18 protein-coding genes are annotated in these 24,426 nt (G+C 50.8%); 11 read left to right on the top strand and 7 right to left on the bottom strand.

Annotated elements, in window-relative coordinates:
- Nucleotides 1-1,149, bottom strand: coding sequence for a 2-methylaconitate cis-trans isomerase PrpF family protein (locus GOV45_RS08540; protein ID WP_170476397.1), 1,149 nt, complete (start codon nucleotides 1,147-1,149; stop codon nucleotides 1-3).
- The gene (acnA, locus tag GOV45_RS08535) at nucleotides 1,149-3,734 is read right to left on the bottom strand and encodes an aconitate hydratase AcnA (protein ID WP_170476395.1); all 2,586 of its coding nucleotides are present in this window, start codon (nucleotides 3,732-3,734) and stop codon (nucleotides 1,149-1,151) included. The genes GOV45_RS08540 and acnA overlap by 1 nt, the downstream gene beginning before the upstream one ends.
- 83 nt (nucleotides 3,735-3,817) lie before the next feature.
- Here acnA and GOV45_RS08530 point away from each other — a divergent pair, with 83 nt between their 5' ends.
- Together GOV45_RS08530 and GOV45_RS08525 are read left to right on the top strand one after the other, a co-directional pair.
- Nucleotides 3,818-4,489, top strand: coding sequence for an IclR family transcriptional regulator (locus tag GOV45_RS08530; RefSeq protein ID WP_302478447.1), 672 nt, complete (start codon nucleotides 3,818-3,820; stop codon nucleotides 4,487-4,489).
- 48 nt (nucleotides 4,490-4,537) lie between these two features.
- Entirely contained in the window at nucleotides 4,538-5,467 is a 930-nt protein-coding gene (locus GOV45_RS08525; protein WP_367648665.1) for an isocitrate lyase/PEP mutase family protein, read from the top strand.
- A 108-nt stretch (nucleotides 5,468-5,575) separates the two neighbouring features.
- Here the strand turns inward: GOV45_RS08525 and GOV45_RS08520 are convergent, their stop codons facing one another.
- Both GOV45_RS08520 and GOV45_RS08515 read right to left on the bottom strand, forming a co-directional pair.
- On the bottom strand, nucleotides 5,576-6,844 hold the full coding sequence (locus GOV45_RS08520; protein WP_170476391.1) for a HupE/UreJ family protein: 1,269 nt from the start codon (nucleotides 6,842-6,844) through the stop codon (nucleotides 5,576-5,578).
- Between the two features lie 4 nt (nucleotides 6,845-6,848).
- Complete coding sequence (locus tag GOV45_RS08515; RefSeq protein WP_170476389.1) at nucleotides 6,849-8,564, bottom strand: MerC domain-containing protein; 1,716 nt, start codon at nucleotides 8,562-8,564, stop codon at nucleotides 6,849-6,851.
- 302 nt (nucleotides 8,565-8,866) lie between these two features.
- On the opposite strand from GOV45_RS08515, the gene GOV45_RS08510 reads away from it, so the two are divergent.
- From GOV45_RS08510 to GOV45_RS08490, 5 genes are all read left to right on the top strand, one after another.
- Nucleotides 8,867-9,967: a mandelate racemase/muconate lactonizing enzyme family protein gene (locus GOV45_RS08510; protein ID WP_170476387.1), complete on the top strand. Its 1,101-nt coding sequence runs from the start codon at nucleotides 8,867-8,869 to the stop codon at nucleotides 9,965-9,967.
- A complete protein-coding gene (locus GOV45_RS08505; protein ID WP_170476385.1) occupies nucleotides 9,964-11,004 on the top strand; it encodes a zinc-dependent alcohol dehydrogenase in 1,041 nt (346 codons plus the stop codon). The genes GOV45_RS08510 and GOV45_RS08505 overlap by 4 nt, the downstream gene beginning before the upstream one ends.
- Entirely contained in the window at nucleotides 11,001-11,771 is a 771-nt protein-coding gene (locus GOV45_RS08500) for an SDR family oxidoreductase (RefSeq protein WP_170476384.1), read from the top strand. The genes GOV45_RS08505 and GOV45_RS08500 overlap by 4 nt, the downstream gene beginning before the upstream one ends.
- Before the next feature lie 227 nt (nucleotides 11,772-11,998).
- A complete protein-coding gene (locus GOV45_RS08495) occupies nucleotides 11,999-13,168 on the top strand; it encodes a fatty acid desaturase (protein ID WP_170476382.1) in 1,170 nt (389 codons plus the stop codon).
- The gene (locus tag GOV45_RS08490) at nucleotides 13,165-13,986 is read left to right on the top strand and encodes a 3-methyl-2-oxobutanoate hydroxymethyltransferase (RefSeq protein ID WP_170476380.1); all 822 of its coding nucleotides are present in this window, start codon (nucleotides 13,165-13,167) and stop codon (nucleotides 13,984-13,986) included. Before GOV45_RS08495 ends, GOV45_RS08490 begins: the two co-directional genes overlap by 4 nt.
- A 532-nt stretch (nucleotides 13,987-14,518) precedes the next feature.
- Here the strand turns inward: GOV45_RS08490 and GOV45_RS08485 are convergent.
- A complete protein-coding gene (locus GOV45_RS08485) occupies nucleotides 14,519-15,946 on the bottom strand; it encodes a sensor histidine kinase (RefSeq protein WP_170476378.1) in 1,428 nt (475 codons plus the stop codon).
- A 297-nt stretch (nucleotides 15,947-16,243) separates the two neighbouring features.
- Between GOV45_RS08485 and GOV45_RS08480 the strand changes: the two genes are divergently transcribed.
- Complete coding sequence (locus tag GOV45_RS08480; protein ID WP_367648664.1) at nucleotides 16,244-17,590, top strand: cytochrome P450; 1,347 nt, start codon at nucleotides 16,244-16,246, stop codon at nucleotides 17,588-17,590.
- Between the two features lie 61 nt (nucleotides 17,591-17,651).
- Here the strand turns inward: GOV45_RS08480 and GOV45_RS08475 are convergent, their stop codons facing one another.
- Together GOV45_RS08475 and GOV45_RS08470 are read right to left on the bottom strand one after the other, a co-directional pair.
- Nucleotides 17,652-18,785 (bottom strand): response regulator, encoded by a 1,134-nt coding sequence (locus tag GOV45_RS08475; protein WP_170476375.1) that lies wholly within the window; start codon nucleotides 18,783-18,785, stop codon nucleotides 17,652-17,654.
- Between the two features lie 284 nt (nucleotides 18,786-19,069).
- Complete coding sequence (locus GOV45_RS08470) at nucleotides 19,070-19,819, bottom strand: acyl-homoserine-lactone synthase (protein ID WP_254447944.1); 750 nt, start codon at nucleotides 19,817-19,819, stop codon at nucleotides 19,070-19,072.
- Nucleotides 19,820-20,376: 557 nt separating this feature from the next.
- Here GOV45_RS08470 and GOV45_RS08465 point away from each other — a divergent pair.
- The 3 genes from GOV45_RS08465 to GOV45_RS08455 all read left to right on the top strand — a co-directional run bounded on the left by GOV45_RS08465 (nucleotide 20,377) and on the right by GOV45_RS08455 (nucleotide 24,417).
- Nucleotides 20,377-21,318: a response regulator gene (locus GOV45_RS08465; RefSeq protein WP_170476373.1), complete on the top strand. Its 942-nt coding sequence runs from the start codon at nucleotides 20,377-20,379 to the stop codon at nucleotides 21,316-21,318.
- Nucleotides 21,319-21,823: 505 nt separating this feature from the next.
- Nucleotides 21,824-23,734, top strand: a complete 1,911-nt coding sequence (locus tag GOV45_RS08460) for a CHASE2 domain-containing protein (protein WP_170476371.1) — start codon at nucleotides 21,824-21,826, stop codon at nucleotides 23,732-23,734.
- Nucleotides 23,731-24,417, top strand: coding sequence for a DUF928 domain-containing protein (locus tag GOV45_RS08455; protein ID WP_170476369.1), 687 nt, complete (start codon nucleotides 23,731-23,733; stop codon nucleotides 24,415-24,417). The genes GOV45_RS08460 and GOV45_RS08455 overlap by 4 nt, the downstream gene beginning before the upstream one ends.
- Nucleotides 24,418-24,426 lie beyond the last annotated feature (9 nt).

Below are 24,426 nucleotides of genomic sequence, written 5' to 3'. Positions count from 1 at the left end.
TCACGCCTCCAACATCTCTGATGGAAACAGAACTGCGCCTTCCATGATCCGCCTCTGTGTTCGAAATGTGCCTGCAGAAATCGCTATTGGCCCAGAAACGCCGTGTTTTACATCTGCGGTTGTCGGAACTACTCCAGAAGGCGTGCCTATTCGAAGCTCATTGCTTTTCGGCTGCGCCAACTTCTCAACCAAAGTGCCTGGTATTTGAGCCGCGACGGCGGTGCACATCGCCCCGGTCAATGTAATAGCACGATGAAAGTTGCCCATCGAAACCAGCCGCACGTTTAGATCATGACTGTTTGGTGCATGGGAGCTGCCGTCCAAAGCCGAAAACTCCCGCGCAGCACCAATAATGGCAACCTTTGGATTTGACTGTTTTACGGTTTGGTACGAGGTTGCCATGCCCATCGCCACAGCGCCTGAAGAACGGACACGCTCGATCAGGCCCATAAACTCTGTATCGTCGTCCAAGCGTTGCGGAAGTTCAGTCGCAGTCCTGCCCAGATCAGAAGCCCGGCAGAATACAACGGGGTTCGTGGCATCTACCATCGTTGCTTCGAGCGAACCAATTCCTTCAACTTCTAAAACGTCCAGCACGTTACCGGTTGGTAAAATCTTTCCTGTGCTGGAACCACCCGGCGCCAGGAAATCCAATGTGACCTTTGCGCCTGATCCTGACACGCCGGGGATAACAAAATCGCCTTGCTCAACAGGTTGTCCATCGCGAACCGGAAAGCGAGCATGATATATGCTTTGCGTGTTGGTGCTGTAAATTCTAACCAGTGCTTCTTTCTGATCGTCGCTGACCTTTATCATGCCTTCAGTCAGTGCAAACGGGCCGACGCAGGACGACATGTTCCCGCAGGCCGAACCATAATCGGTCACGGCCTCGTTCACGGCGACTTGGACGAAAGTGTAATCAACATCCGCATCCTCGCGTTGCGATGGGCTTACAATTACGACTTTAGATAGTGAAGACAGGCCGCCGCCCATGCCATTAAGCTGTCGACCGTAAGGGTCCGGACTGCCCAAAACATGCAAGAAAATGCGATCGCAGAGCGCAGGATTATGTGGCAGGTCCGCACCGTTGAAAACCACGGCCTTGGAAGTTCCCCCGCGATAAAATGCGGCGCGCAAGCGTTCAGGCATTATGCTGCTCCGGCCAAGAAGTTTCGGAACGCGCGAGGCAACAAGCCGCCTTCGGCAAAAGTCGCCCGTTCTCCTTCGTTATATAGCCGCAGGTCCAAAGGCGTAGTCTCGATGCTCCGGTCTTTGCGGTGAATTGTAAGGGTGGCTCCGGTCAGATCTTCATTTAGATCGATGTCGAAAGTCTCTGAACCATCCAACCGAAGCGTGTTTCTGTTAACACCGTCAAGAAAACAAAGGGGGGCAATCCCCATGTTAACTAGGTTTGAGCGGTGAATGCGTTCAAAACTTTCCGCGATAACCGCCCGGATGCCCGCCAACCATGGGGCTTTTGCTGCTGTGTCGCGAGAAGACCCGCAGCCATATTCCTTGCCTCCGATAACGACAAGTTTTTGACCCCGTTCCAAATAGGTTTCAATAGCTTGGTAGATGCTTGCAACCTGACCATCGGGCTCAATCCGGGTCCACGATCCTTCCCGGTCCGGTGTCATTTCGTTACGCAGCCTGTAGTTGGCAAAAGTCGAGCGAATGACCACGTCTGAACAGCCTCGGCGAGTGCCGAAGGAGTTGAAGTCTCGGGGTTCAACGCCGCTTTTTTGAAGAAACTGCCCCGCTTCGGATTCGGGAGTAATAATGCCAGAGGGAGAAATATGATCGGTCGTTACGCTATCGCCAAGAATGACGAGCGGGCGAAGGCCTTTCAATTGAGCGATGCCGGAGTTTGCCGCCTGAATATCCTTAACAAAAGGTGGGAATGAAACGTAGGTCGAAGGAGCCCAATCGTACGTGCCTGTTCCAACCTTCAAAGCATTCCACTTGTCGTTGATCTCGCCAATGGAAGAGTAATTGCTTTGAAACTCTTCAGGTGTCACGTGTTTTTCAACAATCTCCGCAACTTCGTCCGCAGAAGGCCAGAGATCGGTCAGCATTACTGGTTCACCGTTCTTGTCCAAACCCAAAGGCTCAGATGTGATGTCCTTCAAAATAGTACCCATCAAGGCATAGGCTACGACCAGTGGCGGTGACGCAATCATATTACGCGAGGCCAAAGGATGGATGCGTCCGGCAAAATTTCGGTTTCCCGACAATACCGCGATGCCTTTGATGTCATTTTCTTTAATTGCCGCTTCGTGGGCAGGGTGCAGCGGCCCGGACATGCCATTGCAAGTCGAACAGGAAAAAGCGGCCACTTCAAAACCCAGCGCATCAAGCGGGTCTTGCAGACCGCTATCCGACAAGTATTTTGCGACGACCCTTGATCCGGGTGCCAGCGACGTTTTTACGTGTGGTTTCGCCGATAGACCACGTGCCACCGCATTTCGCGCCAAGAGACCGGCCAGCACCATATTCCGCGGGTTCGCGGTGTTTGTGCAGCTGGTGATCGCAGCGATAATTACATCACCGTCGCCAATGTCATAGTCGGTTCCCGGCACAGGGACTCGACGTTCGACCTCGCCGTCGAGAGTCAAGCGGTCAGTCGCAGCAGCCAAATCAATACGTTGTTCAGGGCGGGAAGGGCCGGATACGGAACGGCCTATTTGGCTGAGGTCAAGCGTAACTACCTTTTCATACTCGATCTTGAGGTCCACCTCTTCAACCCAAAGGTTCTGCAATCGGCAGTATGCTTCGGTTCTGGCTACGTTCTGACCCCGGCCAGTTTGTTGCAGATATCCGGTAGTGCGTGCATCAACGGGGCAAAACACCATAGTTGACCCATATTCCGGCGCCATATTCGCGATCGTGGCACGGTCCGCGACACTGAGAGAGTTGTAGCCGCTGCCGAAAAGTTCAACGAAAGTGTCGACAACACCAATTTTCCGAAGCTTTTCAGCAATTACGAGTGCGATATCCGTGGCAGTAACGTCATCCGACGGTTTGCCTATGACTTCCAACCCGATAACCTGCGGAACGTTTACGGGTGTTGTCTCTCCAAATAGCTGCGCTTCGGCCTCAAGCCCGCCAATGCCCCAGCCCATAATACCAAGTGCATTGATCATAGGGGTGTGACTGTCCGTGCCTAGGCAAGAGTCAGGGATCAGAATGCCGGGATCTTCGTTGGAAGGAACAACAGTCTGGCCCAAGTATTCCAAATTTACCTGATGGCAAATCCCACCCCCTGGCGGAATAACCCTGAGCCTCGGGAATCGAGCCTCGCAAGCTTTGAGAAAGGCAAAACGCTCTCGGTTAACCTCGAATTCGCGATCCATGTTTTTAGTGAGGGCAAACTTGTCAGCCCAATGATTGATCGACATCGAATGATCGATGACCAAATCAACCGGGAGGCTCATGTCGACCTTTGCTGGATTGCCGCCTTGTTCTTCCAGCTTGTTTCGCATGGCCATTATGTCGATCAAGGCCGGGATTCCCAACATATCGTGTAGCAGCAATCTGGCGGGTCGGAATGGAACCGCCTGACCGTCTCTTGCCAGAACATCATGCGCCGCAGCGCCTTCCTGGGAATGCCGGGCAGCGTTTTCAGCCAACACTCTTAGCGAATAGGGCAGGCTGCGGTACCCGCTGCCGATCATCTCGCAGTAGTCAACTGCTCGATACTGGGTTCCTACTAGGTTCTTAAATCGCAAAGCCATTCTCCTGAATTTGCCGTTAACTAGACAGTCCGGGCCAAATACAGCAAGATGTTTGGGGACTGATTTCACCTGGTAGAACACATTTGACAGCCAATCGTACCGAATCTGTAGAACGCGCGATGTCGATCCTGAGCGCATTTTCCACGCAACGGCCAAGCATGTCCCTAGCAGAACTTGCTGAGGAAACGGGTCTGCATAAAAGCACGATACTGCGGCTGACGAACTCGATGGATATTTACGGTTTCATTCGACGGGACAAAGACGGAAGATTCAGTGTCGGGCCCAGTGTTTGGCGTCTTGGGCTCATCTTTCGGCGCGACTTTACCAAAAGGGAACATGTTGCGCCTTCGCTTAAAATCCTTGTTGAAGCTACGGGTGAGACGGCTTCATTCTATGTGCGAAATGGTAATGAACGTATCTGTTTATACAGAGAAAATTCCCCAAATCTGTTGCGGTTCCATGTAGAGGAAGGGATGCGTTTACGACTTTCTACCGGAGCGTCTGGTTTGGTCCTGAGTCATTTTTCGGGCGAAGATGTCGGCGATTTGAGCAAGTTCAACAAAAATGGAACTGCCAGCTCAGAGGGCCACACCAACCCGAATATCTCTTCGATTGCGACTCCGGTTTTTGACGGGTCCGGTAACCTTATGGGCGCCCTTACAGTCTCGGGCCTAGTCAACAGATTTGATGAAGAGGCGCGAGCGAACGCAATCCCCCTTTTGGAAAGTCTGGCGCGTGGATTGTCCTCTGGCTGAAAGGCGCGTTTCACCTGACAGAACGGAAAACTGCATCTCTTGCCAGAGGTGAGCCACGCTCGTAGGGAGGAACACGAAACAGCCGTAAAGGAGTTTGCAGCGATGCTGAACCATGAAATTAACAAAGCATTTCGCGAACGACTGAACCAGGGCGGAGCAATCCTAATGCCGGGCGCAGCCAATGCCCTTGCGGCTCGAGTGATCGATCAACTGGGATTTGAGGCTGTTTATATTTCAGGTGCCGGCCTGACTAACACCTACCTCGGCATGCCAGATCTCGGCTTTGTTTCCCTGACCGAGATTGCTCACCACACTTCTGCTATTCGTAACGCAACAAACCTTCCAATTGTGGTTGACGCTGACACAGGATTTGGCAACGCGCTGAACGTTCATCACACTGTGCGAACATTAGAACGAGCTGGAGCCAGCGCAATTCAAATTGAAGACCAGATCAATCCGAAACGATGCGGGCACTTTTCCGGAAAAGATGTGGTCGATTTGGACGAAGCACGCAGCCGGATCAAGGCTGCCGCGGACACGCGTCTGGATTCCAATTTTTTGATCGTGGCACGCACTGATGCATGCGCTACACAAGGCTTTGATGCAGCCATTGAGCGTGCGCAGGCCTTTATCGAAGACGGTGCAGATATTACCTTTGTTGAGGCCCCGCGAACTGTCGAAGAAATTCGCGAAATTCCCAAACGGCTTATCGGAACGCCGCAATTGGTCAATTTGGTTGTAGGCGGTAAAACCCCGATTATTGACTTTGACGAGCTTGATCAGATGGGATTTGGCCTGGTCCTTTATGCTAACGTGGCGCTTCAGGGTGCGCTTAAAGGAATGCACGACGCTTTGTCCATTTTGAAATCCGATGGTCGAATGGATGAAAGCGGTCCTGTCGCACGGTTTGAAATGCGGCAGGGGGCCGTAAACAAAGATTTCTATGATGAAATGGAAGCGCGGTACTCTCGAATCTAAATACTCAAAGGGTTATTGCCGCTAAATTGCGGCACAATGTACATGTGGGGCATTCCTAAAACGAACCGTCAAAAACAGGGTTTGCTCCCCGCGATAAGCATTGGACCTTTAGGCAAAAACGCCCGAGATGCGTTCAAACGCCCAAATCATTGCGATGACAGAAACCGAGACGGCTACGACGCCACGCGCGCCAATCCAAACTTTCGGTGACATTCTGCGAAGAAATACCACCAGCGGCCATACCATTGCGACGATGAAAAGCTGACCAAATTCGACGCCCAGATTGAATGCCAGCAGGCTTTGCCACACGTTTGTGGCATCCACCTGAAGAATATTGCGTAGCATAAAAGAAAACCCAAATCCGTGCAGCAATCCTATCGCGGCTGTCACTGTGACGGCAGCAGTGTTTGATTGCGCGCGCTCCGGTCGTTGGAACACGGCGTCGGCTGCAGCTAAAATTATCGTCAAAGCAATCGCCGTTTCGACAGCGGGGATGAACCATGGTGCCGAAGGCGCAAACCCAAAGAAGCCCGCAATAAGTGTAACTGTGTGCCCTAATGTGAAGCCCGTCACCCGCAACAACAATGCGGGCAACGTCGCCGCCCCGATGACCATGCACAAAACGAAAAGCACGTGATCAATGCCCTCGATAATGTGCCTTATACCTTCGATCACAAATGTAATAGCGGCCGATGTCGCCGCCCCGGAAATTTCAATAGGTGAGTGCAAAAGACCGGTCGCCCGGTAAGTTCTGATCTTGTCGCCCCTGTAATCCAAAACAAGGTTCGCGGTTTCATCCTGACCATCCAACTCCGGGTTGGCAGACATCGAAATTTCGTAGGTCCCGTCCAGCTTTCCTTCAAACCGGATATGAATATCGACTACGGTATCACCGACATAGACGTCCTCGCCGCTGGGTGAAAATGTTTTAGGGCCGGAAAGGGCCAAGGTTGCTTCGTCTTTGGTCGCAAAACCGGGTTCTGTACCAATGGGATAAGCGTTCGCCATTACTGTCGCGGGGATCAACCGCCGTTCGTCCACTGCAAAAACTAAATCATCGGCGAGTATGTCGGCCAAGTTCAGCCGTTCTTTGCGAAACATGTCGGCATCGACAAGGTGCATCAGAACCCCATTTTCGACACGATTAATTGTGAAAGGGGCAGGGGCCGGCAACCCGTCCGGGCCAACCGGACCAAGTTTATCAGCGACAAGATATGCCATCGGAGTGCGAATGTAGACGTCGGTCGCGTCCAGCCCATGAACAACATGAAAGATTCGAACATTCTGGTTCAGTTTGAAATGGGCAAGCGCTGAAGTTCCAACGAACGTCATAGCAAGCACTAGAAGAATGGTTAATCGAACGAGTTGATGGCGCATTTGGCTATCCGCCCACCTTTGAACTGAGCACGGTCAACCCCTCAAGTTCCCAGGTGTCACCTGACCTAGACACCTCTACCAGCCCTCGGTAGGCAATGGCACGACGATGCAAGTGACCCCAATGCCCGCCACTCACAGACGATGTCCAATTGGCAAGTATCTGATGCGTATCGTTTTCCGGTTCCGATGTTATGGTTTCGATATTCACGTTGGAAATTTTGTCCGTACGAGCACGAGCCCCCGAAGGCAAAGTTACGGCCAATCCGCGCTGAAGTTCGGCGCTGACGGCGTCTCGGCTTTCCTCTGGTACAAATGCTGCGATTGCGGCGTTGATACCATCGGTCTTTGGCTCCAGCATCGCCACACTTACGTTGTCCAGCAATCCGTGAACGATTTGTTTTGATGCTATGTCGTCTGGCATGCCTTTTCCCGGCATAGAGATCGTTTGTTTGACAGGGAACAACATGGCCGCCGCCATAAGGCATAATCCGCTTGCGCCCCAAAAAATGAAGCTTTTGCGCCCGGTGCCACGCCACGCGCCAATTCCAGCACAGATGCTGATTAACGCGAAAATGACCGCAAGAGTTGGGAACGAGATGACATTAGCGGTTTTTATCTTTACCGGAACAGTGCGGGGGTTTTCCCATGTCTTCAAATGGTTTGTCCATTTGACGGTATCGTCGCCTCGAAGTGCTTGCGCGGGCACCCCGCCTGCGGGATCTGTTAAAGTAACCGGAACGGCATCAATCCCATCGGGGAAAAGCTCCCAACTCATCGAAACGGTATCTGCCAACGCCGCTTGCGGATAGGACAAAACCACTCCCAAAAGCATTGTAGTTCGATCGGCGGGAAGGGTATCGGGAAGAACCTGAAGCCCCTCTGCCCCAACTGCAATTCGCGACACACTGACCGACGAAGGCTCAGAAAGCTCACCGTTTATCACGAGCGGGTTTCGCGCTTCAACGAAAGACGCAGCCGCAACCTTGATGTCAGCAACATCCTGAGGTGTCAGGCGCTCGGTGCCGGACAGTGTCAAGTCTGACCAAGCTTCCAGATCACGGAGCCTAAAAATGATTTCGTGGCGAACTTCCCTAGGCTCCATCGATAGGAAAGACATCACTGGTGACTTGTGGTGCCGCGTCAAGTTTGGGTTTTCAAAAGTACTAAACCACGGATCTTCCCAGTCTGGCAGAATGGTTTCGGTCTTTGACAGATATCGATAATCTGTAACCGGTACGCCCATGTGTTTGGCCAGTACACCCAATACAGCAAGGGGGAAACCATCTTCACGGAGTGGAGGAGTGAAACTTATCCGTTCAGGTTGACCCGAAAATGGAAACCGCATTTCGACGAATACGACGTCATCGCTTCGGGGTCGCGGTGGCACGGTTGATGACGCGGCAGTTCGGCGTGGTAATCTGGGTCTGACATCGACCGCGTCAATCACGCGATCAAGAGGAATACCATCAGCCGAAACTGAGAAAGTTTGTCCCGTGCGCTCGGCGAGCGAAACGCCTGATCCATCGTCTTCGGATACAAATACCGGATAATCGCTTAAGTCGATTTCCAAAGCGACGCGCACGTGGTCTGTGTTGACTTCAAGTTCGGTAAAATTTGGTGCCGTCTCACCGCCATAGGGTGAAACAAGATCGGCGTGCGTCAAATGTGGAACATAAATTCCCACAATAAGAACTGAAACTAAAATGCCGATACGCGGCATTGGTGATCCCCCAAAATCCGTAATTGGCCAAAGCGGTTATTGCTCTGTTCAGTAAACACTACCACTCATTGTCAGGAGAAGGGAACTCCTGCTCAAATACTTTAGTACCATCGAATAATTTCGAAATTTGACGTTGCCTGCACCACCATCAAGGCCGCTTTCGCACTTGGCCCGGTTCTGAAAATGGGCTTTTCAAGTTAGCTTCATCGAACCGCACTAAGCGCTTGAACTTGGGGCTTCCTTTTTGCAGTTATCCTTCTACAGTCTCGCTTTATTGCCAGACAGTGGAAGGTTTAAAGATCGTGACACGTATTACCCATGTTTCAGCGCGCCTGTTCAACGTTCCGTTGGCTGAGGTTTTGGTTGACGCAAAACATGGGGATCACACTTTTTTCCAATTGGTAACAGTAACGATCCATACGGCGGATGGGGTCGAGGGGACAGGATATACCTATACAGGCGGCAAGGGTGGACACGCTGTTCTTGCGATGATCGAACACGATTTGGAACCGTTTTTGATAGGGAAAAACGCGGGTCAGGTGGAAGAGCTGTACGACGCAATGCAATGGCATGTGCACTATGTGGCGCGTGGCGGAATAGCATCTTTTGCGATATCGGCCATTGATATCGCGCTGTGGGACATTCGCGGTAAAGCGACGAGCGCGCCGTTGTGGAAAATGGCTGGTGGCGTTTCAAATCGGTGCAAAGCGTATGCTGGCGGGATAGATTTGAATTTCCCTTTAGAGAAATTGCTGGCCCAAACCGAAGGGTATTTGTCCCGCGGTTTCAATGCTGTAAAAATCAAAGTCGGGCAACCAGACCTGGCCGAAGATCTCGCCCGCGCAATAGCGGTGCGCGACATGCTTGGGCCTGATCGGTTTTTCATGGTGGATGCAAATTATTCCATGACTGTTGAAGAGGCGATAGTGGCTGCTCGCGGATTTGCCGAAACCGATATTCTGTGGTTCGAAGAACCAACGATTCCTGATGATTACAAAGGGTACGGCCGCATTGCGGACGCAACAGGCGTTCCGCTGGCGATGGGAGAAAACCTGCACACTATTCATGAATTCGAGTACGCGTTTGACGATGCCAAACTAAGTTTTATCCAACCTGACGCCTCCAATTGTGGCGGTATCACTGGTTGGCTTCGGGTGGCAGCGCTCAGCTCTCGACATGGAATTCCCGTTTGCAGCCACGGAATGCAAGAACTTCACGTGAGCCTTGTTTCTGCTCAACCCAATTCCGGATGGTTGGAAGTGCATTCTTTTCCGATTGACCAATACACGACCCGTCCGCTGGTTGTAGAAGACTGCCTGGCTGTGGCCCCAGATACGCCTGGCACCGGAGTGGTGTTTGACTGGGAAAAACTGAATACGGAGCACAAGGAGATGCATCCATGACTGCCCAGACGATTTCTGCGGCCTACTACAGAGGTAACAAGAGCTTTGCCGTTGAGGAAACCGCGGCAACCGCGCCTGGCCCCGGGGAGGCATCGATCCGAATTGCCTATTGCGGCATTTGCGGGACGGACATGCACGTCTATCACGGGAATATGGACGCGCGTGTTGGGCTGAACCGGGTAATAGGTCATGAAATGTCCGGAGTGGTCGAGGCAATAGGTGAAGGCGTGGATAGCGTCCAACCAGGGCAGAAGGTTGTTGTGCGGCCGCTGGACCATTGTGGTGAATGCCCCGCATGCAAGCGTGGACACAAACACATTTGTCAGAACCTGAAGTTTTTGGGGCTTGATACAGATGGTGCGATGCAGGAAATCTGGACTGTTCCGGCGCACACTTTGCATAGGCTGCCCGATGATCTGCGAATGGACCATGCCGCATTGATTGAGCCTGTTGCAGTCGCCTGCCATGACGTCCGACTGTCGGGTCTGCAGCCCGGGGAAGACGTGGTCGTCATTGGCGGTGGTCCAATTGGTGTGTTGGTCGCCATGGTCGCGCGCGACGCTGGCGGCAATGTAGTGATATCTGAAGTGAATCCAAATCGGTTAGCGATCGCTGCGAAACTTGGCTTTGAAACCGTGAACCCAACCGAAACGGATCTTGCTGCTGCAATAAATGACCGCACGGGTGACAAAGGTGCGGATGTGGTTTTCGAAGTTTCCGGAACTCAACCGGGCGTGGATGCCATGACAACCGTTGCAGCAACTAAAGCACGGATCGTTATGGTTGCGATCCACGCGACAAAGCCTCAGATCGACCTTTTTCAGTTCTTTTGGCGAGAACTGCAACTAATCGGAGCCCGAGTGTACGAACCCGAAGATTACGAGAAAGCAATTGCCGTCGTCACCTCCGGCGGTGTCGACGCAGATGTCGTAATTACCGATGTCAGCCCTCTGTCGGATATACAAGCCGCATTCGAAGCGCTGGATCGCAGCCCAACGGCCATGAAAAGTTTAATCAAAGTGGGATCGCACGCATGAATGTTCTGCAAAGCTTCGACCTGACCGGAAAAACTGCGCTGGTCACTGGGTGCAAACGGGGCATTGGGCGAGGGATGGCCGAAGCGCTTGCCTCGGCAGGAGCCGATATTATTGGCGTGTCAGCCTCGCTAGAGTTGTCCGGTTCTGATGTTGAAAAGGCCGTAACCGAAATGGGGCGCACCTTCAGGGCTTACCAATGCGACTTTTCTGACCGCGCCGCATTACGTGGATTCATTGATCAAATCAGGGCCGACGGGATCACGCCAGACATACTTGTCAACAACGCCGGAACCATCAAGCGTAAGCCTGCGGCCGAACATCCCGACGAATGGTGGGATGAGGTGATCGAGGTAAACTTGTCTTCGCAATTCGTGCTTTCCCGAGAGATCGGCAAGGACATGGTCGCCCGAGGATCCGGAAAGATTATTTTTACCGCGTCGCTGTTGACCTTTCAGGGCGGGATCACTGTACCGGGTTATTCGGCCTCAAAGGGTGGTATCGGGCAATTGACAAAAGCGCTGGCAAATGAATGGGCGGCACAGGGCGTTAACGTTAATGCCATCGCACCCGGATATATTGCCACAGACAACACACAAGCGCTGCAGGACGATCCGGTTCGCTCCAAATCAATTCTTGAACGAACACCTCAAGGCCGCTGGGGAACTCCTGCGGATTTTGCGGGCCCGGTTGTGTTTTTGGCTTCGTCGGCATCGGATTTTGTAAACGGAGAAATCCTTGTCGTCGACGGTGGATGGATGGGACGCTAGTGCTGTCGAGCGTCCAATAGAGCGTTTCCGCGAAAATATTGCGTGCTAACCTCTAATCTGTCTTTGTTTTGAAATCATGGGAAAGCGAGTTTTCTCTTGGCGGTGAAGCTCGCTTGGATACACTGTGGTCGAACGTGATCCGCGGTGAAGAAACATCGTTTGTGATACAGATAAGTTTGCAGTTTTATCTTTAAGGGCATGAAGTCTGCGGGGGAGGCGCAGAACGAATGGCATATAAACCGTTGTCCGAAGCTACCGAAGACTTAAAGGTGCAATGGTATCGCTCAAAGATGCCGCCGGAGCGATTTCGTGAACTCTCCAAAAGAAGTGATCGAAAAGGGTGGCTCCAAGCCGGCGGTCACCTGGTTTTGTTTTGCCTGACGGGTGCCGCCTTACTTTATACTTGGACGCAAAGTTGGTGGATACTCTTCGCTATCGCACTGTTTGCCCATGGGACAGTTGCCTCTTTTTACAAGGGCACAGCTGTACATGAGCTTGGCCATGGAACGGTGTTCGAAACAAAGTGGCTGAACCAGGCCTTCTTATATCTTTTCAGTCTGATTAGTTGGTGGAACCCGTTCGACTATGCCGCGAGCCACACCTACCACCACCGCTACACCCTGCATCCGGAAGGTGACCGAGAAGTGCTGCTGCCGATACATCCAAACGTGGGGCGTGCTTTCTTACTTCAAATGTTCACTTTCAACTTATTTACGCAGCCAGGGCGTACTTTTGGTAAAGGAGGATTCTTATCGACCGTTTGGCTCACTTGTCTTGACGCCTGCGGCAAAGTTGGAGCGACCAATGTCCCGGCCAACGAATGGCTTGATGCTTTGCATCGAGATCAGCCGGTTCAGCGCACAAGGTCGATTTGGTGGTCGCGACTTTTGATTGCGTTTCATTCAGTTGTGCTTTTGTTGGCTCTGACCACTGGTGTCTGGGTGCTTCCTTTGATTTTCACGGTTCCGAGTTACATCGCAAATTGGTTGAGCTACGCCTGTGGATTAACCCAGCACTGCGGATTGATCGAAGATTCCGCTGACTTTCGTAAGAACACCCGCTCAATAAGGCTGCCTAAGTTTGTCGAGTTTCTCTATTGGCACATGAATTGGCACACGGAACACCACATGTATGCAGGCGTGCCGTGCTACAATCTGCCAGCTTTGGCAAAGGAGATAGAGAACGACATGCCTGCCCCGCGTAGCTTGCAGGGCGCATGGCGTGAGATGTTGGAGATTTGGGATCGGCAAAAAACTGACCCGGTCTATGCTTGGGACACGCCACTTCCTGCGTCGGCCAAGACGAAACGGAACAGGGAAAGTGTGTCGGCAGAGCGTTCGATCGGTGATTTGGCGCCAAAAGAAATGACGATTGCCAAGTCAGGGGAAAAATCGTGAAACGCATCTATGACTGGGACGCCAAGTTTTCTTTGCGCAATTACACCGCAGCAGACTTACGGGAATTTAAGGGTATCAGGAAACTGGTGCAGACTACCGCAAATTCTGAAGAAGAAGCCTCTGCCGCGGCTGACGCGGGTCTAGATTTGATCATGGGAAATGCCATCAACGCAGTGGCTGTAAGACGCGGTGCGCCGAATTTGTTCTATACAGTAGCGATCCCTATGCCGGATCACCCAACCGAGAAAGACGTTCTGGACCAAGCGTTTCTTGCCATGAAAAACGGCGCTGACTCTGTTTATACGGCGCGCGGTCCGCATATCGTTGAGCTATTGGCGCGCGAGCAGATACCTGTGATGTGCCACCTCGGCTTAGTTCCGCGCCGCTCGACTTGGAACGGTGGATTGCGCGCGATAGGGAAAACCGCTGATGAAGCTTTGGAACTTTGGCGGGCTTTTCGGCGAATGGAAGACGCCGGAGCCTTTTCAGTCGAGGCAGAGGTTATTTGTGATCGGGTCATGGCCGATATTAGCAAACGCACAACCCTCATTACGTCATCGTTGGGATCCGGATCGGGTGGCGACATTATCTATCTTTTCCAAAATGACGTCTGCGGCGAGCAACCTGACAGACCTCGCCACGCGCGCGCTTTTGGAGATTTGTATGCGTTGCAGCAACAAATCAGGTCTGCTCGTCGATCGGCTTTGAAGGCGTTTAAAAAAGCCGCACAAACAGGGGCTTATCCCGACCAATATGAAACTGCAGATATCTCCGACTTAGAATACGAAAAGTTCGCTGAACATTTGGACAGAGAATAGTGAAGCGCAGTTTAACAATCTGTTATAAAACGATTATATCCGATCGGTAGAGATGTCAGCCTGCGGTAAATTACCAATGTTAGGGAAGTTTGGACATCAGCCAGTTCAATTCCTGCTGGGTTCCGCAAGCGTCATCCGCCCGAAAGTGCCGAATCGATGGCGTGGTTTCAAAACATTTACAATGCGGTGGCTGAGAGATGTTTTGTTTCCCCATTCCGTCTCTGAAAACAGCTAATTGGCGTAAAAACCGGGATATTGCCAATGCGTAGATAACACTCCCTCTGTAGTGGGTAGTATGAGATCGCCGCCTAAACATTGGTGGCTTGTTAATCCGAATGAAGTGGACCTACCGCAAGTTCGGAATTGTATATGGTAACGAGTGTGCCGTTCCGATCCCATTCGGAACGGCATTAACTTTTTAAAGCGTTAAGTGTTCATTTTTTGAATACCTGCTTTCTCTGACGGCCAGCATGGCGTCGGTTTGGTAAGAGGCGTTTCGAAGACACGATGCAGCATTCTAAATATCTCCATGTTATTTGGATTGCGCGGCCCAAGGGTGTAAGGAATGCGCGCGCCCAATGGATCGGGAATCGCCGGTATCCGCGACCGGAAGCTCAATGAAAAATTCTGTGCCTTTGCCGAGCGTGCTTCGGTAGTCAATTGTGCCGCCAAAATGCTCGACAATTTCTTTTGAGATGTTCATCCCAAGTCCAGTACCGCCCGCATGACGCTCATCAGAGGAGTCAATTTGGGAAAAGCGGTCGAAGACTTTGTTCCTGCTACCTTTCGGGATACCAATGCCTTGGTCTTTTACAAACAGACGAACATTTTCGCCGATTTTTTCACATCCAACAGTGATCTCGCCACCGTCGAATGAAAATTTGGCAGCATTGGATATCATATTCGCCAAAACTTGCAGGAGACGCGATGAGTCCCCCTTGATGAAGACTTCTTCGTCTCCACGAATATCCTCTAAAATTTCGACGTTATGAGCGCTGACATAACCCAGATTGCAGGAAATCGCTTCTCTTACCAAAGAGTGAACATCGATTATTCCATCACGATAGTTCATTTCGCCGGCTTCCATTTTCTGAATATCCAATACGTCGTTGATCAGAGAAGCGAGGCGTTCGCTGTTTTTGCCAGCCAAGTGGATTAGGTTTTGCATCGACTCAGGAACTTCACCCAGGGCGCCAGTATTGATCAGGTCCAAAGATCCCTTGATTGATGTCAAAGGTGTTCTCAATTCGTGGCTGACCGTAGAAATGAACTGGGTTTTCGCTATGTAAGCCGCTTTCGTTCTTTCGTGCTCTTCCTTGAGCTTTTCGAGTTGTTCCAAGTTCTTGCGGTAAAGCTTTAAAAATACCAGCGAGCAGTCGATCAGAAAGTACATTACAAAAATCACCGTAAAGAAATGTAGCCATAGTTCGGAGGAAAGGTCAGGCCGTTCGACCCAGATGTCTTTCACTACAATCACCATGAAAGAGACACCGTACATCGCCAGGCGAACAATCATTGCCCACACGAACTGATGGTTGTTCATTGCTGCAAATAGAGCGGCGGCAAACAGGAAAAACAGTGGCGTAAAATGTCCACCCGTTGGCTGTTTCCAAGCCACCGAAACCGCGTACAAACAAATCGCGGTCGCACTTAGGATGGTGTTCAGCAAAATCCAAACAACCATCATCGCAATTGCTTTATGTTGATCAGGTCTGAGACGAGGTACCCGCTTAGCGAGCATCAAATCCTGCACTTCGCAAATGAGGATCGTCCCGTAGAACAACAGCGCGTTGATAGGATCAAAAAAGAATCCGGTGAGGATAGTCGTGGCAAGGAAAATAGCCTGCCGTTGCCACAAGAGCGCAAAGCTCATGGCAGTGTAATCTTTTATGTTTTGCAGAAGCCGGTTTTCCGGTTCCCCGGTATCCCGGTCCGGCAGCTTTGCATCGATGGCTGTCATTTAAAAGTCTTCGTTAATCGCGCTCTGGGCCAATTAGTATCGGAACAATGAGGACTTAGTTGGTCGGAAATTGGTTCACAGTTTGGCACTAATTCAAAAAACAGAGTGTAACTGTTGCGTGACAAATGCGAGGTCTTCATCGTTGGCTAGTGTGCCGTTTTGTTGCTCAAGTGCCTAACTTGGCTGCAAAAATTTATGATCGCGTTGCTAAAAGGGCAACTTTTCACCTAAATGTAACCGCAGGAAGGTGGAAATGCTCAAAAGGACCGAGCTGTGACTGCAATTGGGAAGACGAATGTGACGCAATTTGACGTCGTTCCAGTTTCGGCGAGACTGGCAGAAAAGCCTGTGTCGTTGCTTCAGTTTGCTAGGTCCGCTGGCCGAAACATGCTGGAAGTTATACCTGCCGAAACTTTGCGCGAAACTTATGTGCGTGGACCTTTGAATATCCACTATTTTTGCGACCCTGAAATGATCACCGAATTGCTGGTCGGGCAGGGACGGTCGTTTCCCAAAGCCAAGTTCACAAAAGACATTATCGGATCAGCGGTTGGTAACGGGCTGATTCTCTCAGAAGGGGAAAAGTGGCGTCAGCAAAGGCGCAGGTATTCTCCGTTGTTCGCTGCCAGAAACCTGCCGGTGCTTTCGCGTCATTTCGCTGAAACTGGGACTGAAGTTGCGGAGTCTCTGGCGGAACATCAAGGTCCCGTGGATATCGCACAAGTGGCGCCAGCATCGACTTTGACAAATATCTCCAGGGTTATCTTCTCGGGGAATAAGGAAGTCAGTTCAGAACAGATTCGCGTCGGGCTAATCAAGTACTTTGAGTATATCTCAGATATTTCATTGTTTGACCTAATGGGTTTGCCAAAGTGGTTACCGCGCAAAAAGTGGATACGAAGCATGGCCCCGGTCTCCACAATGCGCGACCTTGCCCGGCAGGTCATAGAACAACGGCGATCCGAAAACCGGGTTGAACCGCAGGACTTTCTTGATTTCATGATCGAAGCCCTGAAAACGGATTTCGAGGATGAAGAGACGACCGTAGACAATCTTCTGACCTTTGTTGTCGCTGGACATGAAACGTCGGCTAACGCATTGGCTTGGGGTTATTACTTACTTGCGTTGAACCCGGAAATGCAGGCCCGAATTCGTCATGAGATTCGGTCGGTTCGCTCAGATGGGCCGATAGAGTTCTCGGACCTCGAGTCGATGCCGCTATTGCGCGCTCATATCAAGGAAACACTTCGCCTCTACCCTTCCGCGGCATTTTTCGCGCGGGACGCATCGGATGATGTCGAAATCAAAGGGGTAGAGATCAAAAAAGGGGACGCTCTGTTTTTTCCGGTTTATTCATTGCACAGAAACGAGAAACTGTGGGAGGCCCCGGAGCAATATCGACCCGAACGTTTCCTTGGCACATCGTTCCCGCGTGGGCAGTACATTCCGTTTGGCGATGGACCTAGGATTTGCATTGGTGCGCAATACGCCGAGACAGAGATCATGGTTTTGATGGCCTCAGTGTTGCGCCGCATAGAATTTTCATTTGCAGATGCGGAAATGCCCGAACCGGTTCTGACGTTTACCATGCGCACCAGTGGTCCTCTGATACTAAACGCTAATAAAGCTCGCGACAGCGTTTGAACGCCATCCGAACTTGTTTGACAAGGGTCTGGCTAGGTCTCAGAACACTTGGTACTGGCCGCTATTTGCGGGCCAGATAGGTATTGTCGCCGTACATCTCCTTGAGCACTGTATCGAACAGCCTTCCCTCGACCTCTTGTTTGCGGCTGGTTGAGGAATCTGGATGATGCGTCGACAGTGCAGCCATGCCTTTTCTTAGTCCGCTTTCGCGCTCCTTCACGTTTTCCAGGGCCTTGTTCAAGGCGACAAACGCGCCTGACTTCGAAAACGAGCGCATCGCGACTGGCGAGCTCTTTACTGTTTTGAGATGAACAGAGGCGCAACGGTTGCTGAGAACCGCCCTCAATTTCCTATTGAGGTGCTCCTCGGTTGGAAGCATTTCAGTGTTCTTTCGTCCATGCGTTACTACTAGAAACACGCCAGCACCCCGATAGGAGTAAACTGCTCCGGCAGCTTGTGACGTTTTTTCAATGCACATGCCTATGTCGGAGATCGCATGCCGGAAGGCGCCAAAATCATTCAGGTCAAATCGATATTCGGCATCACGCAGCTTGATTGCGGTAACCCAGGAATCAAAACGGCTGCTCCGTGAGAGTTGTTCGATATAGTTATCAAATTCAACATAACGCAAACACCGCTCTAGACCCTCGATCGAGAGTGGATCCTCGAAGCTGAAACGCTGATTGAAGTCCAATTCTTCACGCAGGTTTTTAATCGAAGCCGAAGAAGACTGGGTCTTTATTCTTTCCATCATCAACAGATGAGCTGCGTTCATTCGGCTGCGCAGTTCAAAGAAATCGAAAGGCTTGGTGATATAGTCGAACGCGCCTTCTAAAAAGGCTTCTTCGATATAAGCCCTGTCATTCATGGCGGTCAGCATTATGACCGGCGTCTCAAGATTGCCAGGAGTGCTTCTGATTTGCCTAAGCAGCTCAATTCCAGTGGTTCCGGGCATTTGGATGTCTACAAGCAAGCAGTCAAAAGGCTTTTCGGCGGCTTCAATTTTTTGAAGCGCTTCTGCGGCCGAAGCAGCAACTGTCACGGTGCAATTTTCAAGTTCAGGAAGCGCCGATTGGAGCAATTCCAAGATACTAGGCTCGTCATCGACGGCCAGAACGTTCAGCGTCGCCTGTTTAAGAGCTCGGAGTTCCAACTTGCTTTGGAACCGATCGTTACCGAGGGCAGAATGTCTCATCACTGGTGAACCGTTGTTGTAGTTTTAACGGATGCAGCCTAGGAGACGAGTGGGACGAAACAGCGGCAAAAATACAGAAATCCCGTGGGAAAAGGGGTAATTTCTTGACCTTATTTTGGCAGGAGTCGGCACGCAGAGGGCTTGCGGGCTGCGGAAAACAAGTCACAGAACACCCAAAGCGCTAATTTCTGCGAGTTCAGATTTGGCTATTCTTTAGAACGCGTGGTCAATCGGTTCTTCTGAAATATGCCCCAAAAAGGTTTGTGAACAAGCCAAAACCGTTATTATTCTAATGCACTATTGATGTTGAACAAAACGGACTGACTTACGGTTCCATCAATAGAGAATTTAGCGCCGGCAGGAGACGCATTTACGCCCAACCGCCTCGACCAACGCGACCAAACTGATGGAACAATGCCCAGAATACTTGAGGCTCCATTTTCTCTCGCGACGACAGTCATTTGATGAAACAACTCTCGTTGCACTGCAAGCCTTCGAGTTGACGAAACACCATCTGCTACAAAAAATCTTGATGCTTCCCAAATGTTCGATTTTACCGGAGCGTCAAAAAAGAGGATGTCAGTGGGTATGCCTGCCAGCACCCCCCTTTGTGCATCCCGCAGCATGTAACTGTACACCCCGCATTTTGCCGTGGTGGGCAACAGGCGCACGCCGGCAAGAATTTCACCGAACTCATGAAGGACCACCCAGCTGCACGCCGGAGTGTCATACTGGTCGTATTCCATCCCATCCGCTTCGCAAACCTGCCACCTTAGCCGATCAATAAAGATGGACTTTCGCGTCTCGAGGTATCTGGCAAGAAGCGTTCCGTGTTCATGAATGTTGCGAAAATTCATAGTAGTCGCACGAATATCGCCCAGCTCAACCTTTGGCGTTGGCAAGCTACGATTGAATCCAAACAATTTTCGTCGCGCCGGAGCTTTCGGCGCGCCAGTGGTGTCATTGGCAGGGTTTAGGTCCGGAAAAACTTCCTGAACGGGGTACGCCTGCTCATACCTGAGTGGTCGGTCCATATTTTTCTCATAATTTCGCCACACTTATGGCAAGATTCCACTCGGTAAGTCCACAACCTTATGAGGAATATTTTTTAAATGCCAAACAAGTGTGGCTTAATCACCTCCCTGGAACAGAAAGGGTGGCATATTAAGCTTTAACCCTAGTGAAATCTTCGTGTTGCTTGCAGTTTCTGACAGCTTTTCTTATGCGCCAAGCCTTATAAGGCTTTGAAAAGGCAATATCTAAACCAGAAACAGTCCGAATCTTTCGCGTTCAACGCATTTTTGGATTGTTGTGTCGGCAGGTTATTCCTACGATCTTGACGCCGAACTCAGTTCGGGTCCTTCACCGGAAGAATATCGGTTATTTTCTGATAAGTGAAAGCGGTTAGGAACGCGTAGTTAGGCATACGAAAAAAATACGGGTAGTCACAGGGAAGCCTACCTTAGGTCACCGTTTTGCCGCCTTTGTCCGACAGGATTGCCCAACCCTGAGAGTTTTCTCACCGATCAACCGCTGCTCTTAGTCTGCAATGCCCGGCGGTTGGTTAGGTGGCAAAGTTTGGTGAATAGTTATGCGTATACTAGCTGTAGACGACGACCCGAGCATTTTGGAATTGCTGAACAGCGTGTTAGCTGCTTTTGGCTACAAAGACGTGGTCACCGCCCGGAGCGGAGACGAAGCGCTTGAAATCCTTTCAAACCCTGATGAAGCTTTTGATTGCTTACTTCTCGACGTTCAGATGCCGCAAATGAACGGCATTGCTCTTTGCGAAGAGGCCCGAAAGCTTCCCGGGTATACGTATACGCCGATCATCATGGTAACCGCCATGGTTCAGAAGCAGTATATTGACGAGGCGTTCGAAGCTGGCGCGACAGACTATGTTACAAAGCCGTTTGAGTTTTCCGATCTGAAAAAGAGACTTTCGGACGCTTACAGAATGGCAGCGGAACGCAGAGCGGCGATCGAAGTGTTTGAAGCGGACGAACACGCAGATTTGGGTTCTGAAGTATACCCTGACGTTCGGCTTAGCGACCCGCAGTACTTTGGAGATTTGCCAGGGTGCATTGGGTTGGCTGAATTTGAGAACTACGTCATTCAGCTTTCGACAATGCACTCGAAAGCGGCAAAGATCGTCGCGGTTAAATTCGTGGACGCAGAGCGAGTTTACAAATCAAGCTCTGTCAGCGAATTTCGCAAGGCCATGGCGTCAGCCGGGGCGGCGCTTCTTTCTGCAACGCAAGAAGGGCGTAAAGTGGCGACATACTGGGGTAACGGCGTATTCCTGGTGATTTATGACAATCAACACGAGTCTAGTGCTGATCGATTGATTTCTTCAAATCCAGAAGTTTCGAAAAAGATAACGGAACGAGCTAAGACCGACCTTTCACTGGACTTCCAGGTGGGTCAAGAGGTTCCGCTGGAAGCTAAGACAAAAATGGAAGCTTTGTATTTGATCGACAAGGCTGTTGAAACGGCGGAAATGTCTGAAGGTCGAGCGGCGAACTTCGCCTAGCGGCAAACATCTATTTTTTAAATCTGAAAATGGAACTGGAAGAAGTACTTCTTCTTGTTCTAATGCGACTCCTCCTTGTCCTGCGAACCGGCAGCCACGGCCATCCTTTTGATGCCTGGGTGTGCAATCGGCAGTTGACGTTTTAGCAGAACATGGATTGGGAGCGACGCAAATGACAAACAAAGATCGTCGCTGACCCTGCAATAAGGATCATCAAGGTCCCAAATGCCGCGTCGATGTTGGGGAAAGTTCCGGGAAAGTGCACTGACTATGACGCCCTGCACACCGGATAGGCGTAATTCATGCCGGCAGCGACTGTTGCAGCTCCGCGCTGATAAGCTTTGACAAGAATGATCTGGGTGCCAAGAGGGCTTCAGTCCGTATCAGACAGGGGCGTTTCTATTGGGCTATTCACATCAAATGCTGCTGTAGCTGGTCTGGCTTCACCAAAGCATAAAAATTTTAGAACCTACCCAAGCTAAAAAAAAGAAGCCATTGTTACAAAATGGAAAGCCGCGTTCTTAACCCGGTGCAATTGTTCTTGCTGGCAATCGTTGTATCGATAGTAATTTTTTCTGGTATTTTTGTTATCCGAGCTTCGGGTGCTCTGCAGCGGCTTGAATTTGCACATTTTGACTGGATGATTGGTACAATGGCGTCTGAGCATCCAAGTAGCGACGCCGTCGTAATCGCAATTGTTGACGAGGATCTGCGTAACTGGGGTTGGCCGCTACCGGATCAAAAGCTTGCTGAGATAATCGAAACCCTTACCGATGCAAAAGTTGCTGCAATTGGGGTCGATATCTACCGGGACAATGCCGTTGTTGATGGAAGAGAACGTTTGAAGGCGGCCTTTAATGATGCCGACGCGGTGTGGGTCACAAAACTGGCTTCGTCGGGCGGATACAGTATCGAGGCTCCGGATTTTGCTCATGAAGCCGACAGTGTGGGATTCGCTGACATCCCAGTAGATTACGATAGCGTGGCGCGCAGGGGCCTTGTTTTGGTGGGGCAAGAAAGTGGTTTGTCGCTTGCATTGGGTACCAAGCTTGCACTTTTGGCGTTAGCTCAGAACGAGCTTCAAGCCTGGAGTGATGATCCTAGCGTACTCTTATTCGGCGACACACCTGTTCCAAGGCTGGTCGACGGATTTGGGAGCTATCGAGGGTTAGACGACACCGGTTATCAAATATTATTGGAGTTTGGAAACGAATTACCCATAGCGGAAATGGTAAGAGCAAAAGACTTACTTAACGGCGATGTCCCAATTGATCAACTCAGGAACCGGGTAGCAATTATTGGCGTTACCAGTGAATCTATAAAAGACGACTTTAGGACTCCGTTGAATAGCTCGGCAGGATCGCTGTTTACATATGGCGTGCAAATCCACGCTGCATTTGTTCAACAATTGTTAAACTATGCGGCCCAGCGTTCTATCCCTTTGAAAAGCCCGAACCGTGTGTCGCAAGCCGTGTTGTTCCTGATTACGGCGATTGGCGGCGCAACGTTGGGTGTCGTATCAAGATCAGCTATCGTCGCGCTTATTTTGGGTCCAGGGTTTGGCTTGGCAATCTTTGCCGGGACATCCGCAATTATGTCGCGAGACCTTTGGTTGCCTGTAGTGCCGATGTCGCTTGCGTGGCTGCTTGCTTTTCTAATTACGTTTATGATTGTCGGATGGATTTCGCGCCGTCAGAGACGCGCCATAGCGCAGTTGTTTTCAGATCACCTTTCGCCAGCGTTGGCGGATCAGATATGGAAGGAGCGCGATTACATAATTGCCGGTGGAAGATCACGCCCAATGCGTCTTCAGGTATCCGTGCTTTTTGCAGACCTCGCAGGTTCCACGACAGTCGGTGGTTCAGCCGACCCAGAGAAGTTCATGAACTGGGCAAGTCGAATTCTCAACGAAATGAGCCGCATCGCCCGTGAAAATGGTGGGTTCCTTGAGAAGTTCACAGGAGACGGTGTGTTGGTGGTATTTGGTGCACCAGTGCCCAGAACCACAAAAGATCAGATTACCGATGATGCCGTGGCCGCCTGCCGTACCGCACTTCAAATCGCCGACTCTGTTGAAGATTTTAACAGGCAAACGGGGCTATTGGCTGACTACAACGTAAGGATCGGTTTGAATAGCGGCACTGTATTAAGTGGTACGTTGGGAACTAAGGGTAGCTTTCAATACAACATCATGGGCGATACCGTGAATGTTGCTTCTCGGATTGAAGCTTTTGGAAAAACGCTGAAAGATCGACACAAGAACGCAACTCGAATATGTTTGAGCGAAGATTTAAAGGAGCTAACGGAAGGTCTGGTTGTTTGCGAACCCGTTGGGAAACTACGACACGACGACGATAAAAGTGAAATTGAAATTTATCAGCTAATTGGAATGGCGAAACGGGGGGTTTCGCGATGATTTCGAAAAGGTCGATAGCGATAAGGTGTTTTTTCCTGAGCGCGCTAAGCGTTTTGTATTTTTTCGCAAGCCTTCCCGAGGCGACAGCCCAGCAGTCGACTAACGACCAGAAATCAAAGACAAAGCCAATCGTTTTCAAGCCCCCGCCCAATGGTGTGCCGGCAGATCGAGTCGGTGCAGCAACCCGCGATATAGAACAGCAAGACGGTATCTTGACGTTGCTTGTTCCAAAGGGCGGGGGTCTTACGACACTTCAGCGACCACCTTTGGTTTGGTTTGTTGGTGAAACTTTTGGCGGACAAATGCACGCGCAGATTGCCCGAGTTGGAGTGCCACAAAATGGGGCAATGAAAACAAGTCAAAGCCGCTACCGAAAAGGTTATTATGCGCTGGATCTGGCGCGCTCCGACTTTGTTCTTGAGCCTGGAGTCATCTACGAATGGACCGTCGTGTTGTCCGATCCACAAACCGGTCAAGTAAACTCGCAAGTAACAAGTTATGTTGAACTGACAGATGGACTGACAATTGAATCGCCAGAAGACATAACGGCGTTGGCTGCAGAGGGTTTGTGGTTTGATGCGCTGGCACCCTTTGTCGAAACAGAATTGTCGGGTAGAGTCCGAATTGACGAGAATATGGCTTTTTGGGAATTGATATCATCTGCAGGTTTGTCCCTGCCATAACGCAAAAAC

It is taken from the genome of Ruegeria arenilitoris (assembly GCF_013035425.1).
GTDB lineage: Bacteria > Pseudomonadota > Alphaproteobacteria > Rhodobacterales > Rhodobacteraceae > Ruegeria > Ruegeria arenilitoris_A.
The sequence above is the reverse complement of the archived record's forward strand: the minus strand, read 5'-3'. Positions and strand labels throughout refer to the sequence as shown.